Origin of the sequence: Streptomyces inhibens (genome assembly GCF_022221585.1) — a bacterium.
GTDB lineage: Bacteria > Actinomycetota > Actinomycetes > Streptomycetales > Streptomycetaceae > Streptomyces > Streptomyces inhibens.
In genome coordinates, this window is the sequence record NZ_CP084681.1 from 5,047,245 (window position 1) to 5,061,409 (window position 14,165).

14 protein-coding genes and 1 tRNA gene are annotated in these 14,165 nt (G+C 68.5%); 6 read left to right on the top strand and 9 right to left on the bottom strand.

What is annotated here, in order from left to right:
• The first annotated feature begins 6 nt into the window (after positions 1–6).
• From KI385_RS23035 to pknB, 3 genes are all read left to right on the top strand, one after another.
• Positions 7–1,389: an FtsW/RodA/SpoVE family cell cycle protein gene (locus KI385_RS23035; protein ID WP_128508771.1), complete on the top strand. Its 1,383-nt coding sequence runs from the start codon at positions 7–9 to the stop codon at positions 1,387–1,389.
• Positions 1,386–2,855, top strand: coding sequence for a peptidoglycan D,D-transpeptidase FtsI family protein (locus KI385_RS23040; RefSeq protein WP_238574057.1), 1,470 nt, complete (start codon positions 1,386–1,388; stop codon positions 2,853–2,855). Before KI385_RS23035 ends, KI385_RS23040 begins: the two co-directional genes overlap by 4 nt.
• Before the next feature lie 146 nt (positions 2,856–3,001).
• Positions 3,002–5,008 (top strand): Stk1 family PASTA domain-containing Ser/Thr kinase, encoded by a 2,007-nt coding sequence (pknB, locus tag KI385_RS23045; protein WP_238574058.1) that lies wholly within the window; start codon positions 3,002–3,004, stop codon positions 5,006–5,008.
• Between the two features lie 100 nt (positions 5,009–5,108).
• Here the strand turns inward: pknB and KI385_RS23050 are convergent, their stop codons facing one another.
• The 6 genes from KI385_RS23050 to KI385_RS23075 form a co-directional block, all read right to left on the bottom strand.
• Positions 5,109–5,849 carry a class E sortase gene (locus KI385_RS23050; protein WP_238574059.1) on the bottom strand — a complete coding sequence of 247 codons (741 nt, stop codon included), beginning with the start codon at positions 5,847–5,849 and terminating at the stop codon, positions 5,109–5,111.
• A gap of 25 nt (positions 5,850–5,874) precedes the next feature.
• Complete coding sequence (locus KI385_RS23055; protein ID WP_238574060.1) at positions 5,875–7,419, bottom strand: class E sortase; 1,545 nt, start codon at positions 7,417–7,419, stop codon at positions 5,875–5,877.
• The gene (locus KI385_RS23060) at positions 7,416–8,072 is read right to left on the bottom strand and encodes an aminodeoxychorismate/anthranilate synthase component II (RefSeq protein WP_128508775.1); all 657 of its coding nucleotides are present in this window, start codon (positions 8,070–8,072) and stop codon (positions 7,416–7,418) included. Before KI385_RS23060 ends, KI385_RS23055 begins: the two co-directional genes overlap by 4 nt.
• Positions 8,069–8,245: a hypothetical protein gene (locus KI385_RS23065; protein ID WP_238574061.1), complete on the bottom strand. Its 177-nt coding sequence runs from the start codon at positions 8,243–8,245 to the stop codon at positions 8,069–8,071. The genes KI385_RS23060 and KI385_RS23065 overlap by 4 nt, the downstream gene beginning before the upstream one ends.
• Positions 8,246–8,326: 81 nt before the next feature.
• Complete coding sequence (locus KI385_RS23070; RefSeq protein WP_238574062.1) at positions 8,327–9,055, bottom strand: class E sortase; 729 nt, start codon at positions 9,053–9,055, stop codon at positions 8,327–8,329.
• 39 nt (positions 9,056–9,094) lie between these two features.
• The gene (locus KI385_RS23075) at positions 9,095–9,865 is read right to left on the bottom strand and encodes a DUF881 domain-containing protein (RefSeq protein WP_238574063.1); all 771 of its coding nucleotides are present in this window, start codon (positions 9,863–9,865) and stop codon (positions 9,095–9,097) included.
• 217 nt (positions 9,866–10,082) lie between these two features.
• Here KI385_RS23075 and crgA point away from each other — a divergent pair, with 217 nt between their 5' ends.
• The gene (crgA, locus tag KI385_RS23080) at positions 10,083–10,337 is read left to right on the top strand and encodes a cell division protein CrgA (RefSeq protein WP_128508778.1); all 255 of its coding nucleotides are present in this window, start codon (positions 10,083–10,085) and stop codon (positions 10,335–10,337) included.
• A gap of 236 nt (positions 10,338–10,573) precedes the next feature.
• On the opposite strand, the gene KI385_RS23085 is transcribed toward crgA, so the two are convergent.
• Positions 10,574–11,476 (bottom strand): rhomboid family intramembrane serine protease, encoded by a 903-nt coding sequence (locus tag KI385_RS23085; protein WP_128508779.1) that lies wholly within the window; start codon positions 11,474–11,476, stop codon positions 10,574–10,576.
• A 159-nt stretch (positions 11,477–11,635) separates the two neighbouring features.
• Complete coding sequence (locus KI385_RS23090; protein WP_128508780.1) at positions 11,636–12,163, bottom strand: peptidylprolyl isomerase; 528 nt, start codon at positions 12,161–12,163, stop codon at positions 11,636–11,638.
• 340 nt (positions 12,164–12,503) lie between these two features.
• Between KI385_RS23090 and KI385_RS23095 the strand changes: the two genes are divergently transcribed.
• Positions 12,504–13,223: a DUF5324 family protein gene (locus tag KI385_RS23095; protein ID WP_238577807.1), complete on the top strand. Its 720-nt coding sequence runs from the start codon at positions 12,504–12,506 to the stop codon at positions 13,221–13,223.
• A 179-nt stretch (positions 13,224–13,402) separates the two neighbouring features.
• On the opposite strand, the gene KI385_RS23100 is transcribed toward KI385_RS23095, so the two are convergent.
• Positions 13,403–13,475 (bottom strand) — tRNA-Ala (locus tag KI385_RS23100).
• A 127-nt stretch (positions 13,476–13,602) separates the two neighbouring features.
• Between KI385_RS23100 and KI385_RS23105 the strand changes: the two genes are divergently transcribed.
• Complete coding sequence (locus KI385_RS23105; protein ID WP_128508782.1) at positions 13,603–14,151, top strand: helix-turn-helix domain-containing protein; 549 nt, start codon at positions 13,603–13,605, stop codon at positions 14,149–14,151.
• Positions 14,152–14,165: the final 14 nt, after the last annotated feature.

Sequence of the window (14,165 nt, forward strand, 5' to 3'; positions counted from 1 at the left end):
CATCTCATGAGCAGTACCACCAACACCACCACCATCGGCACCATCGGAGCCCCGAGCCGCCGCAACACCGAGCTGGCGATGCTCGTCTTCGCGGTGCTGATTCCGGTGTTCGCGTACATCAACGTCGGCCTGGCCAAGGACGGTTCGGTGCCGGCCGGTGTGCTGGGCTACAGCCTGGGCCTCGGCCTGCTGGCGGGCGTCGCCCACCTCGTCGTCCGCAAGTGGGCGCCGTACGCCGACCCGCTGATGCTGCCCATCGCCACCCTGCTCAACGGCCTGGGGCTGATCTTCATCTGGCGGCTCGACCAGGAGCCCTCGCTGGGCAAGGCGATGGCGCCGAACCAGCTGATGTGGTCGACGCTCGGTGTTGCGCTCTTCCTCGGCATCCTGATCTTCCTCAAGGACCACCGTGTCCTGCAGCGCTACACCTACATCTCGATGGTGATCGCGCTGGTGCTGCTGGTCGCGCCGATGTTCTTCCCCGGCGTGAACGGCGCCAAGATCTGGATCACGATTCCGGGTCTCGGCTCGCTGCAGCCCGGTGAGTTCGCGAAGATCATCATCGCGATCTTCTTCGCCGGCTATCTGATGGTGAAGCGGGACGCGCTGGCGCTGGCCAGCCGCCGCTTCATGGGGCTCTACCTCCCGCGCGGCCGCGACCTCGGCCCCATCCTCGTCATCTGGGCCCTGAGCCTGATGATCCTGGTCTTCGAGACCGACCTGGGTACCTCGCTGCTCTTCTTCGGCCTGTTCGTCGTGATGCTGTACGTCGCGACCGAGCGCACCAGCTGGATCGTGTTCGGGCTCCTGCTCAGCGCGGGCGGCGCGGTCGCGGTGGCGACCTTCGAGTCGCACGTCCAGGTCCGTGTGCACAACTGGCTCAACCCGCTGGAGCTGCTCAACGGCGGTGTCACCGAGACCGCCCAGGCGATGTACTCCTTCGGGTCCGGCGGCATCCTCGGCTCCGGTCTGGGGCAGGGCTACTCGCGCCTGATCCAGGGCATCGCGCCGAAGAGCGACTACATCCTCGCCACGGTCGGCGAGGAGGTCGGTCTGGCCGGCCTGATGGCCATCCTGCTGCTGTACGGCCTGCTGATCGAGCGCGGTATCCGTACGGCGCTGGCCGCCCGTGACCCGTTCGGCAAGCTGCTGGCGGTCGGCCTGTCCGGCGCCTTCGCGCTGCAGGTCTTCGTGGTCGCCGGTGGTGTGACGGGCCTGATCCCGCTGACGGGTATGACGATGCCGTTCCTCGCCCAGGGTGGTTCTTCCGTGATCGCCAACTGGGCGCTGGTCGGGATCCTGCTCCGGATCAGCGACACCGCACGCCGCCCCGCGCCGGCCCCCGCACCGTCCACCGACGCCGAGATGACCCAGGTGGTCCGCCCGTGAACAAGCCCCTGCGCCGGGTCGCGATCTTCTGCGGCCTGCTCGTCCTCGCTCTGCTCGTGCGCGTCAACTGGGTGCAGTTCGTCCAGGGCGATGAGCTCAAGAACGACCCGCACAACCGCCGGGTCGCCATCGAGCGCTACAGCACGCCGCGCGGCAACATCATCGTCGACGGCAAGGCCATCACCGGCTCCACGACCACCGACAGCGGCGACTTCAAGTACAAGCGGACGTACAAGAACGGCAAGATGTGGGCGCCGGTCACCGGTTACGCCTCGCAGGCCTTCGACTCCAACCAGCTCGAGAAGCTCAACGACGGCATACTCTCCGGCACCGACGACAGGCTGTTCTTCAGCCGCACGGTCGACATGTTCACCGGCGGCAAGCAGAAGGGCGGCAATGTGGTGACCACCCTCGACGCCAAGGCCCAGAAGGCCGCCTTCGAGGGTCTGGGCGACCAGAAGGGCGCGGTCGCCGCGATCAACCCGGAGACCGGCGCGATCCTGGCGCTGGCCAGCACCCCGTCGTACGACCCGTCCACCTTCGCCGGGATGAGCAACAAGGACGCCGAGGCGTACAACGCGCTGCAGAAGAAGAACAACCCCGACGAGCCGATGCTCAACCGGGCGCTGCGCCAGACCTACCCGCCCGGCTCGACCTTCAAGGTCGTCACGGCCGCGGCGGCGCTGGAGAACGGCCTCTACAGCGACGTCGACTCCAAGACCGTCTCGCCGCTGCCCTACACGCTCCCCGACACCTCGGGCATCGAGCTGAAGAACGAGGGCAACATCCCCTGCGAGAACGCCAGCCTGCGCGAGGCGCTGCGCTGGTCCTGCAACACCGTCTTCGGCAAGATCAGCGCGGACCTCGGCAACAAGAAGATGAAGGACGAGGCCGAGAAGTTCGGCTTCAACGACCCGAAGATCGACACCCCGGTCCGGGCCGCGGAGAGCATCTTCCCCAAGGACAACCGGCCGCAGAACGCGATGGCGGGCATCGGCCAGGCGTCGAACCGCGCCACGCCGCTGCAGATGGCCATGGTCGCCTCGGCGGTCGCCAACGGCGGCAAGCTGATGAAGCCGTACATGGTCGATCAGCTGGTCGCGACGAACCTCAATGTGGTCCAGCAGCACACGCCGCAGGAGATGAGCCGGCCGCTGTCGCCGGAGAACGCCCAGAAGATCCAGAGCATCATGGAGACCGTCGTCCAGAAGGGCACGGGAACCAACGCTCAGATCCCGAACGTCACGGTCGGCGGTAAGACCGGAACCGCGCAGCACGGCGAGAACAACAAGGACAACCCGTACGCCTGGTTCATCTCCTACGCCAAGACCGACAAGGGCACCCCGGTCGCGGTAGCCGTCGTCATTGAGGGATCCGACACGCTCCGCGATGACATCGCCGGTGGCAAGCTCGCAGCTCCGGTCGCGAAGCGGGTCATGGAGGCGGTACTCGAAGGCGAGAAGTGACTCGGGTCATGCCAATACCGGTCACGTATCAGGTTGCGGCTCCGGCCCGGTCCGGTACGGCGTGCCGGGTACGGTATGCCCGGACAGCACACCGCCGGACCACACACCGGTGCGGTCGGGACTGACGGAGAGGGCTGGAGAAGCTTATGGAAGAGCCGCGTCGCCTCGGCGGCCGGTACGAGCTGGGCTCGGTGCTCGGCCGTGGTGGCATGGCCGAGGTGTACCTCGCGCATGACACCCGCCTGGGCCGCACCGTAGCTGTGAAGACGCTGCGGGTGGACCTCGCCCGTGATCCGTCCTTCCAGGCCCGGTTCCGCCGTGAGGCCCAGTCGGCCGCCTCGCTGAACCATCCGTCGATCGTCGCGGTCTACGACACCGGCGAGGACTATGTCGACGGTGTCTCGATCCCGTACATCGTCATGGAGTACGTCGACGGCTCCACGCTGCGTGAGCTGCTGCACTCCGGAAGAAAGCTGCTGCCCGAGCGCTCGCTGGAGATGACCACCGGCGTCCTGCAAGCGCTGGAGTACTCCCACCGGGCCGGCATCGTCCACCGCGACATCAAGCCGGCCAACGTCATGCTGACGCGCACCGGCCAGGTCAAGGTCATGGACTTCGGTATCGCCCGCGCGATGGGCGACGCCGGTATGACGATGACGCAGACCGCGGCGGTCATCGGCACCGCGCAGTACCTCTCGCCCGAGCAGGCCAAGGGCGAGCAGGTCGACGCCCGCTCCGACCTGTACTCCACCGGCTGTCTGCTCTACGAGCTGCTCACCGTACGGCCGCCGTTCGTCGGTGACTCACCGGTCGCGGTGGCTTATCAGCATGTCCGCGAGGAGCCTCAGAAGCCGAGCAACTTCGACCCCGAGATCACGCCGGAGATGGACGCCATCGTCCTGAAGGCGCTGGTCAAGGACCCGGACTACCGCTATCAGTCGGCCGACGAGATGCGCGCCGACATCGAGGCGGCGCTGGAGGGCCAGCCGGTTGCTGCGACCTCCGCCATGGGCGCGGCGGGCTACGACCAGGACCAGCCGACGACCATGCTGCGTCCGCAGGATCCGGCGGGCCAGACCTCCATGCTCCCGCCGATGAACGCGGACGACGGGGGCTACGGCTACGACGAGCGCGCCGACCGGCGGCGGGGCGGCGGTCAGAAGAAGAGCAACACCTCGACGATCCTGCTGGTGCTCGCCGCGGTGCTCGTCCTGGTCGGTGCGATCTTCATCGGCAAGGCGATGTTCACCAACGGGAACAAGGGCGGCGGCAAGACGCCGGTGCCCAACCTCGTCGGCAAGACCCTGTCGGAGGCCAAGGGCTTCGGGGAGAACGGCACCTTCAAGGTCGTCGAGGGCGGCCGCAAGGCCTGCGACAACGTCAAGAAGGGCCGGGTCACCGAGCAGGAGCCGAAGTCCGGCAAGGAGATCGAGAAGAATGGCACCGTCACGGTCACGCTGTGCACGGGTCAGGAGCAGATCTCGGTTCCCAATGTGAAGGGTCTGACCGAGGACGAGGCGCGCAAGGAGCTCGGGGACAAGGGCTTCACCGAGATCGAGACCAAGTCCGTGGTCTCCGACCGGGACCCCGGTACGGTCGCCGATCAGGACCCGAAGCCGAACTCCAAGAAGACCAAGAACACCAAGATCACGCTGTCCATCGCCACGGAGAGCCCGAAGGTGAACGTCCCGGACGTCAAGGGCCAGGACTTCGCGGCTGCCGAGAAGCAGCTCAAGGACCTCGGCTTCACGGTCACCCGGAGCGATCAGGAGGTCTCCGACCCGAATCAGGTCGGCAAGGTCCTCAACCAGTCCCCGAACGGCAACACCCCGGCCGAGAAGAACTCCCCTGTCACCCTGACCGTGGGCAAGGCGGCGGCGCAGACGCCGGTGCCGGACGTGAGGGGCCGGACGGTCAAGGAGGCGAAGCAGGCGCTGCAGCAGGCCGGCTTCAACAACATCCAGTTCGCCGCCGGCAGTGCGCAGGACGACAACGCCCGTGTGGTGACCCAGGACCCGCAGCCTCAGCAGCCGGCCGATCCCGGCACCACCACCGTGACGCTGACCACCATCGGCGGTGGCGGCAACGGTAACGGCAACGGGGGCGATGACGGCGGCGGCCTCTTCGGTGGGCCGTTCGGCGGCAAGAACTAGCGACCCGTACGGCGACTCACGACGGAGCCCCGGCAGCCCTTGGAGGGCGGCCGGGGCTTCGTCGTATGCGGAGTGCCGGGGGGGCTGGGCGGGGCGGAAGTCAGCGCAGTTCCTTCGGGGGTGTGCGGTCCGCGTCGACCTTCTCCGTACGCTCCAGCTCGCCCCAGACGATGTAGCGGTAGTTCGAGGTGTAGACCGGGGTGCAGGTCGTCAGGGTGATGTAGCGGCCGGCCTTGCGCTTGCCGGACTCCTTCGGGATGTCGTCGAGAACGTCCACGTTGTACTTCGAGGTCTCGGGCAGCGTCGCGAAGACCTTGTAGACGTACCAGGTGTCCTTGGTCTCGAAGACGATCGGGTCGCCGTCCTTGAGCTTGTCGATGTTGTGGAACTTCGCGCCATGGCCGTCGCGGTGTGCGGCGAGGGTGAAGTTGCCCTTCTTGTCGTTCGGCAGCCCCGACTTGACCGGCTTGGTGTAATAGCCGGCCACGCCCTCGTTGAGGACCTCGGAGTCGGTGCCCTTCTCGACCAGCACCTCGCCGTTGTTCATCGCCGGTACGTGCAGAAAGCCGATGCCGTCCTTGGTGTCCAGCTCCCCCGGCCCCTTGGGCCCGCTGCTCGCCCAGTGCTGGCGCACCTGGTCACCTTGCTTGTGCGCCTCGCGGTCGGCGAGGACATTGGTCCACCACAGCGAGTAGGCGACGAACAGGCCCAGGATCAGGCCGACGGTGATCAGCAGCTCGCCGATGACGCTGACGATGGCGGCGATGGTCCTGCGCACCCGGCGCGGCTTGGGGGGCGGCGCGGACCGGTCGATTTCCTCGTCGCTTCCGGTTGCAGTCACCGCGTAGCACCCCTCTTATATTCGCTCAGCCGGCGAGCGCATCCGGTTTGCCCTTGCTCCGCGGCCGCTCGTCGACCATCTTGCCCCAGACGATCATCCGAAAGGTACTGGTGAACTCCGGGGTACAGGTCGTCAGGGTGATGTAGCGGCCGGGTCCGGTGAATCCCGAGCCGGGCGGCACCGGTCCGATCACGCTGGTGTTGCTCGGAGACGTCTGCGGGAGGATGCTCTCCATCTCGTACGTGTAGTACGAGCTCTGCGTCTCGACGATGATCTTGTCGCCCTTGGTGAGCTTGTTGATGTAGCGGAACGGCTCGCCGTGGGTGTTGCGATGGGCCGCCACCGCGAAGTTGCCCTTCTTGTCCCAGGGCATCGCCGTCTTGATCCCGCTGTTCTTGTCGTAGTGACCGACCATGCCGTGGTCCAGCACATCGTGCTTGTCGATGCCCTCGGCTATCGGAGCCTTCACATCCAGCTTGGGGATATACATGATCCCGAAGCGCTCACCGTCCGCGAGATTCTTCTTCTCCCCGCCGCCCTTGTCCCACTCGTGCTGAAGGTTGTTGGCGGCTCCGCCGGCCTCCTGCTCGGCCATCACATTCGTCCACCACAGCTGGTAGGTGACGAACAGCAGCATCAGCACGCCAAGGGTGATGAACACCTCGCCCAGCGCGCGGCTGGCGATCAGGCTGGGGCTGTCCTTGGCGGCGCGCGCGGCCCGCCGGGCCTCCAGCCGTGAAGTGGGGGCGGTCGCCGGTTCAGAGGCCGTCGCAGCGGCCGCTGTGGCGGCGGCCGCACCGCTGTGGCGCCCGCGCCTGCCGCCCCGCTTGGCGGCCTCCTGAGCGGCCTTGCGCCGGGCCGCTCGTCCGCCGGGTTCCGAAGCCGAGGCCGGGGGCTCGGTTTCACGTGAAACGTCGGTGTCGGTTTCACGTGAAACGGCGTCCCCGCCGGGCTTCTCGGCCTGCCGCAGCGCCATGGTCTCGTCGTCGCCCCGCCATGGCGCGGCGGCGGACGCAGTGGCCGGCACGGGGGCGGGCGCAGTGGTCGGCGCGGGAGCGGGTGATACCGATGCCTCCGGTGCGGTGTAGGGCACCGATATCGGCTCGGTCGACGCAGGGTGAGGGTCGTAGCCGGAGCGGGAGCCATAGCCCTGGTCGTGGGCGGCGGGCTCGGGACCGTACGACTGCGGATTCGGGCGGGCCGGCTGGTTCGGCCGGGCCGGGGCCGGGGCCGGGGCCGGGGCCGGGGCCGGGGCCGGGGCCGGGCGTTCCGGCTCCTGATGCGGGCGGAACCACGGGGAGCCCGTTCTCTCGCCCTGCGCCGGAGCCGCATGGCGCCCGTGGCCCGCCTGAAGCGCCTGGGGCCCTTGCGGGTACGGACCGGGCTCGGGCGCTGCCCGGTCCGGCAGGGGATCGTTCAGCGGGTCGTTGAGCTGCCCCACTGCCGCCTCGAACGCATCGGGCTGCCCGTACGGATCCTGTGGTCCGTGCGGGTCCTGCGGCACGTACGGCGGCTCCGGCTCGTACGGCTCGTAGGATCTCCCTTCACGCTCGGGGCGCAGGGCGGTCACGCGCCGGCCTTGCCGACCACCGGAGCCAGCCCCGTCGAGCGCTCCACAGCTCCCTTGTCGCCGCACTCGACGAGCCAGTTGGCCAGCATCCGGTGCCCCCACTCCGTCAGCACCGACTCGGGGTGGAACTGCACGCCCTCGACCGGTAGTTCGCGGTGCCGCAGGCCCATGGCGATCCGCCCGCCGGGGGCGTCCGGGGCCTCCGTCCAAGCGGTGACGATCAGTTCGTCGGGGACGGTGTCCGGCTCGACGGCCAGGGAGTGGTAGCGGGTGGCGGTGAAGGGGGACGGCAGGCCGGAGAAGACGCCGACGCCCTCGTGGGTGACGAGCGAGGTCTTGCCGTGCAGCAGCTCGGGCGCGCGGTCCACCACGCCGCCGTAGGCGACCGCCATCGACTGCATGCCCAGGCATACGCCGAAGACCGGGACACCGGTGTCCGCGCAGTGCCGGACCATCTCGACACAGATGCCGGCCTGCTCGGGCGTACCGGGTCCGGGCGACAGCAGCACGCCGTCGAAGCCGTCCTGGGCGTGCCGCGGCGCGACCTCGTCGTTGCGCAGCACCTCACATTCGGCACCCAGTTGGTAGAGGTACTGGACGAGGTTGAAGACGAAGCTGTCGTAGTTGTCGACCACGAGAATCCGTGCAGTCATCGGACGGCTGCCATCCCTTCGTCGACAGTGACGTCATTGAAGGGGAGCAGCGGCTCCGCCCACGGAAAGACGTACTGGAAGAGTACGAAGACGACCGCCAGCACGAGCACCAGTGAAATCAGCGCCTTCACCCACGTGTTGCCCGGCAGATGCTGCCAGATCCAGCCGTACATGCTGTCGCTGTCCCCTTGCCGATGCCGATGACGATGTCGATTGCGACACCAGAGTAAGGGGCGGGAGCGGGCGCAGGGGGGTCAGCCGGTCAAAGCCGATGGCCTTCCCTGCGCCACGGGTTGGGTGGAATCCAGGTGTGCCCAGGCGATCAGCCGGTGGCTGTGGCCCCATTCCGGCTCGCAGGTCGTCAGCGTGAGATAGCGGCCGGGGCCGTTGAAGCCGGATTTTCGCGGTACGGGGTCGATCACCCCGATGTCGCCGGGCAGCGTCGTATAGGGCCGGTTGTCGATGCGGTAGGTGAACCAGGTGGTGCCGTCGGTCAGCACCACGGCGTCGCCGGGGCGCAGCTGCGGGAAGTCCTTGAAGGGGTCGCCGTAGGTGCGCCGGTGGCCGGCGACGGAGAAGTTGCCGAGGTCGCCGAGGCGCGCGGTGCGGTCGTAGTGACCGAGGCCGCGCTTGAGGACGTCGGTCGCGGTGCCTTCCAGTACGGGCTTGGCCCAGTCCGCGCCGAAGCGCGGGATGTACATGACGGCGAAGGACGCGCCCGGCTCGTAGCGGCGGGGCGGCGCGGACGGCCTGGGGCCGTCGCCGTCGCCGGGGGCGGGCTTGGCGTCGGGGGCGGTGAGCTGCCCGGTCGACCACTGGTGCCGGAGCTTGCCGATCTCGCCGTCCATGGCGCTGTCGGCCCGTACGCCGGTCCAGAAGAGGACGTAGATCACGAAGAGCACGATCAGCGCGCCGACGGTGACGCAGATTTCGCTGAGCGTTCGTACGATCCACCGCACCGTCGTCCGGCCCCGCAGCGTCATTCGGCCCCGCCCCTCCCCGCCGCCCTCGCGGCGCGCGGGCTACGGCTTCACAGGCTGTGCGTAGTGGAGATCCACTGTGCCGGAGTAACCGGGCAGAGTCACCGCCTCGTGCTGGTCGACTTTCCAGCCCAGGCCGTAGGCGTTCACGTACTGCAGATAGTTCTGGATGGCGGGGGAGGCGGTGAGCGCGTTGTTGAGGGCTTCGCGGTTGCCGACGGCGGTGACCTTGTACGGCGGGGAGTAGACCCGGCCCTGGAGGATCAGGGTGTTGCCGACGCAGCGCACCGCGCTGGTGGAGATCAGCCGCTGGTCCATGACCTTGATGCCCTTGGCGCCGCCGTGCCACAGGGCGTTCACCACGGCCTGCAGGTCCTGCTGGTGGATGACCAGGTCGTTGGGCTGCGGCTCGGGCACGCCGGGGATCTTGGCGGTGGCGTTCGGCGGGGCGTCGGTGAGCGTGACGGTCACGCCCTGGCCGGAGAGCGACTTGGTGCCGGCGCTCTTCTCCAACGCCTTGAGCTTGGCGTCCTCGGCCTTGGAGCTGCCGTTGTCGCGCTGCGCGAGCGTGTCGACCTCCTCGCGCAGGGTGGCGTTACGGTCGTCCTGGGAGCCGTTTTTGTGGCTGCGCTCCTGGATGAGGTCGGACAGCCGCAGCATCGAGTCGTCCGAGCGCAGATTGGTGCCCCGCGCGGTGTCGAAGCTCAGCCAGAACAGCAGTCCGGCGAGCGCGAAGACGACCAGGGTGAGCAGCCGCACCGGCCGCAGCCGGGGCCGGACGGGGCGGCCGGGGGAGTCAGCGGAATTGCTCAACGTACCCTTACTCCTTACGACGCCGCGGAAGCACTACGCTAACGGACGCCCGGGAAAGGAATCCGCTCCCCACCGCGTCCGCTTCCCGGCGCACACCTCGTACCTCCCCCGCGCGGGCGGGGATCCCCCGATCTCGGCTCGTTCGAGCGGGCGGTACCCCATCCCGCTCGAGCGAAGTCGAGAGTGGGGGAGCAGCGCATCGACAGGAGAGTTCCTCGTGCCGAAGTCACGGATCCGCAAGAAGGACGACTTCACGCCGCCGCCGGCGAAGACCACCAACCTGAAGATGAACTCAGGCCGCGGTTGGGTGGCGCCGCTGATGCTGGCGATGTTCCTCATCGGGCTGGTGTGGATCGTGCTGTTCTACGTGTCCGAGGGCGATCTGCCGATCGCTGCCATGGGCAACTGGAACATCGTGTGCGGCTTCGGCTTCATCGCGGTGGGCTTCGGCGTATCCACACAGTGGAAGTAGCGCAAGCCCTGCCCAAGGCCATCCACACGGTTATCCACAGCCGGGGAAAACTTCAGAAGATCTGTGGATAACCTTCCGGAGGTTGACGCCGGTGTGATCGGCGGCACCCGCTCCTGACCTCCGTCTCCCCCTGTTCTTACTGGGGAAACGCAGGTCAGGGCGGCCCGGAACGAGAGTTCCGCACAGCATGCACAAGATCGGCCACGCACTGTGGACAACTTGACGGGACCGGCCCCTCAGCCCACCAGCTGAAGGGTCCGTACCCACACCACCGCGGCGATCGCGAGCAGCGCCACCGCACAGGTGGCGGCCTGCACCAGGGTCCGGCGGTCGCGCGGTGCATGCACCATTCCGAACGCCACCGCGGCGCCCACGATCAGGCCGCCGACATGCGCCTGCCAGGCGATGTGCGGCCACAGGAACGTGAACGCCAGGTTGAGGCCGAGCAGGATCAGCACCGGCTTCATGTCGTAATTCAGCCGCCGCAGCAGCACCGCCGTGGCGCCCAGCAGCCCGAAGATCGCACCGGAAGCGCCCAGCGAGGGCTGGCTCGGCGCGGCGAGGAGGTACGACAGGGCGCTGCCGCCCAGGCCGGCGAGCAGATAGAGCGCGATGAACCGCAGCCGGCCGAGCGCCGCCTCCAGCGGCGGGCCCAGCCACCACAGCGACAGCATGTTGAACGCGATGTGCGCGAACTGCTGATGCAGGAACATCGCCGTCACCAGGCGGTACCACTGGCCCTCGGCGACGCCTTCGGGCAGATACCCCGGAGGGGTCCGCCCGAGCATGACGAGGTCGCCCAGCAGCCGGCCGTCGTCCAGCGTCATCGCGATGAAGACCGCGATATTGATCCCCATCAGGATCATCGTGATCAGCCGGGGGTTGGCCGCTATCGTGCCGCCCGCGATCGTGCGCGGCACCGACGCCCGCGGCGCATGGCCGGTGCCGCTGCCGCCGCGTACACAGTCCGGGCACTGGAAGCCGACCGAGGCGCTGACCATGCACTCCGGGCAGATCGGCCGGTCACAGCGGGTGCAACGGATGCCGGTCGGACGGTCCGGGTGGCGGTAGCAGCCCGGCAGGCCGTCGTCCCCCCGCGCGTCCTGCGGCTCCTGTGGGCTGCCTGGCACCTGGTCCATCGGTCCCCTCGTCCTCGTCTCCGTCCGGGGCGTCGAACACACCGCCCCTCCCGCCCGTCGCGCGGTTCACCACCCCTGGACGAGCTTTGCGCCCCGCCTGATTTACGACCGGGCGGGGCGCAATGGTTCCCCGGACCGGGCCGGGGCACAAGACACGGCTCAGCGGGTCTCGATGACGACCGACTCGATGACGACGTCCTGGACCGGACGGTCGGTGCGCGGGTTGGTCTTGGTGCCTGCGATGGCGTCGACGACCTTCTTGCCGGCCTCGTTGCTCACCTCACCGAAGATGGTGTGCTTGCCGGTCAGCCAGGCGGTCGCGCCGACGGTGATGAAGAACTGCGAGCCGTTGGTGCCCGGGCCGGCGTTGGCCATGGCCAGCAGGTACGGCTTGTTGAAGGCCAGGTCGGGGTGGAACTCGTCCCCGAACTCGTAGCCGGGGCCGCCGGTGCCGTTGCCCAGCGGGTCGCCGCCCTGGATCATGAAACCGCTGATCACCCGGTGGAAGACGGTGCCGTCGTACAGCCGGTCCGTGGACTTCTTGCCGGTCGCCGGGTGGGTCCACTCCCGCTCACCATTGGCGAGCTCGACGAAGTTCTTGACCGTCTTGGGTGCATGGTTCGGCAGAAGCCGAATCTCGATGTCGCCCTGGTTCGTCTTCAGGGTGGCGTAGAGCTGCTCAGCCACGATCTACCTTCCATAAGTCTTCACTGACGGTTCCCGATCCTCGCATGGACCGGCCCACCCGTCGCCCGACCACCACCCCGCAACGAGCTTCGCGCGTATTTTCCCCGTCGCCCGACCACCACCCCGCAACGAGCTTCGTACTGATTTCCAGCGCCCGAAGCCGCAATCCGTGGGATCGTCGTCACAGGGCCCCGGAACGTCCGTAATGACCCGGATGCCCGCTCGCACATGCCGTACGGCTCATGAGCGGGCATGATCTTCAAACGGGTGGACAGGCGATACAGCAGACATGGGGGACAGCCCCCCGAGCCCCGGACACGCCACCGAGGAGGAGGATCCCGTGACCCGCAAGGACAGCGTGCGCGCCGCGACCGGTACGGCCAGGGAGAGCGTGCGGCACGCCGCGGAGGTGGTGGCTCCGTATGCCGGTACGGCCAAGGACGCCGCCGTGCACTACACGCACGAGGCCCGTACGCGATTGGCGCCCAAGGTGGCCGAGGCCGCCCATCAGGCCCGTTCGCAGTACGACGCGCATCTGCATCCGCGTATCGAGCATGCCCGTGGCACGCTGCCGCCCAAGGTGGACGCCGCGGCGACCCGGGCGGCCTGCCGGACCCGCAAGGCGGCCCGCCACGCGGCCGAGTACACCGCACCGCGGCTGGAGAACGCCGTGACCAGCGCGCGTGCCGCGGCCGAGCCGGTGCGTGAGGAAGCCCTCTCCCGCGGCACCGCCGCGCTCGCCGCGCTCCGCGGCCAGGTATCGGCCGCCGAGATCGCCAAGCTCCAGAAGAAGCACAGGCGCCGGGCCAAGTGCGGCAAGGCCGCCAAGCGCCTCACCGTGCTGGGTGTCCTGGCCGGCGCTGCGATCGCCGCCTGGAAGTGGTGGGACAAGCAGGCCAATCCGGACTGGCTGGTCGAGCCGCCGGCCCCCACCGAGGTCGGCGAACGCGGCCGGCTGAGCGCCGTCGACGGCAGCGAGGGCGCCGCGCTCGACCCCGAGGTCCAGGCCAAGCAGGCCGACGCCGAGGCCGACGAGCGGGGTGGCGGCAACACCGCCTGACGCCGGGCCGCCGGAAGATCACCGGGCCGTGTCCACCTCCCCGCGAGCGGGGCGGGGGGCGCGGCCCGCTCGCTCAGCGCGGACAAGAGCCCGGCCGGAAAAGTGATGACACCCTGTCAGAGCATCGAAAAAGCCCCTCTGACCAGCGATGACGCCAACCAGAAGGGCTTTTTGGGGAGTGGAGCCTAGGGGAGTCGAACCCCTGACATCTGCCATGCAAAGACAGCGCTCTACCAACTGAGCTAAGGCCCCTTCGCGGAACAGGGTACCCGGTGTCCGGCCGCTTTCCCGACCGGGTATCGCCGCACCCGGTCGCTCTCCGTAGGATGCTTCGCGAGATTCGCGGCAGCGAAGCGACCGGGGAGACAGGGGAGACGGTATGGACGCAGCACAGCAGGAAGCCACCGCGCGGGCCCGGGAGCTGCAGCGCAGTTGGTACGGGGAACCTCTGGGCGCGCTGTTCCGCCGTCTCATCGACGATCTCGGTCTCAACCAGGCCCGGCTCGCCTCTGTGCTCGGTCTGTCCGCCCCGATGCTGTCCCAGCTGATGAGCGGGCAGCGCGCGAAGATAGGCAACCCGGCCGTGGTCCAGCGGGTGCAGGCGCTGCAGGAGCTGGCCAGCCAGGTCGCGGACGGCAGCGTCAGCGCCGCCGAAGCCACCGACCGCATGGAAGAAATCAAGAAGACGGCGGGCGGCTCGGTGCTGAACAACACCGCGCAGCAGACGTCGTCGACGGGGGCGACCACGGTGCGACGCGTGGTCCGCGAAATCCAGTCCCTGCTGCGGTCGGTCTCCGACGCCGGGGACATCATCGATGCGGCGAACACCCTCGCCCCCACTCACCCCGAACTGGCAGAGTTCCTCCGGGTCTACGGTGCCGGTCGTACCGCGGACGCGGTCGCCCACTACGAGGCGCACCAGAGTTAGCCACAGGGGACGTT

Bases quoted from the DNA above. Each gene is read 5' to 3' on its own strand.
- KI385_RS23035 (WP_128508771.1), top strand. From the start codon at position 7: ATGAGCAGTACCACCAACACCACCACCATCGGCACCATCGGAGCCCCG.
- pknB (WP_238574058.1), top strand. From the start codon at position 3,002: ATGGAAGAGCCGCGTCGCCTCGGCGGCCGGTACGAGCTGGGCTCGGTG.
- KI385_RS23060 (WP_128508775.1), bottom strand. From the start codon at position 8,072: ATGACTGCACGGATTCTCGTGGTCGACAACTACGACAGCTTCGTCTTC.
- KI385_RS23065 (WP_238574061.1), bottom strand. From the start codon at position 8,245: ATGTACGGCTGGATCTGGCAGCATCTGCCGGGCAACACGTGGGTGAAG.
- KI385_RS23070 (WP_238574062.1), bottom strand. From the start codon at position 9,055: ATGACGCTGCGGGGCCGGACGACGGTGCGGTGGATCGTACGAACGCTC.
- KI385_RS23085 (WP_128508779.1), bottom strand. From the start codon at position 11,476: ATGGACCAGGTGCCAGGCAGCCCACAGGAGCCGCAGGACGCGCGGGGG.
- KI385_RS23105 (WP_128508782.1), top strand. From the start codon at position 13,603: ATGGACGCAGCACAGCAGGAAGCCACCGCGCGGGCCCGGGAGCTGCAG.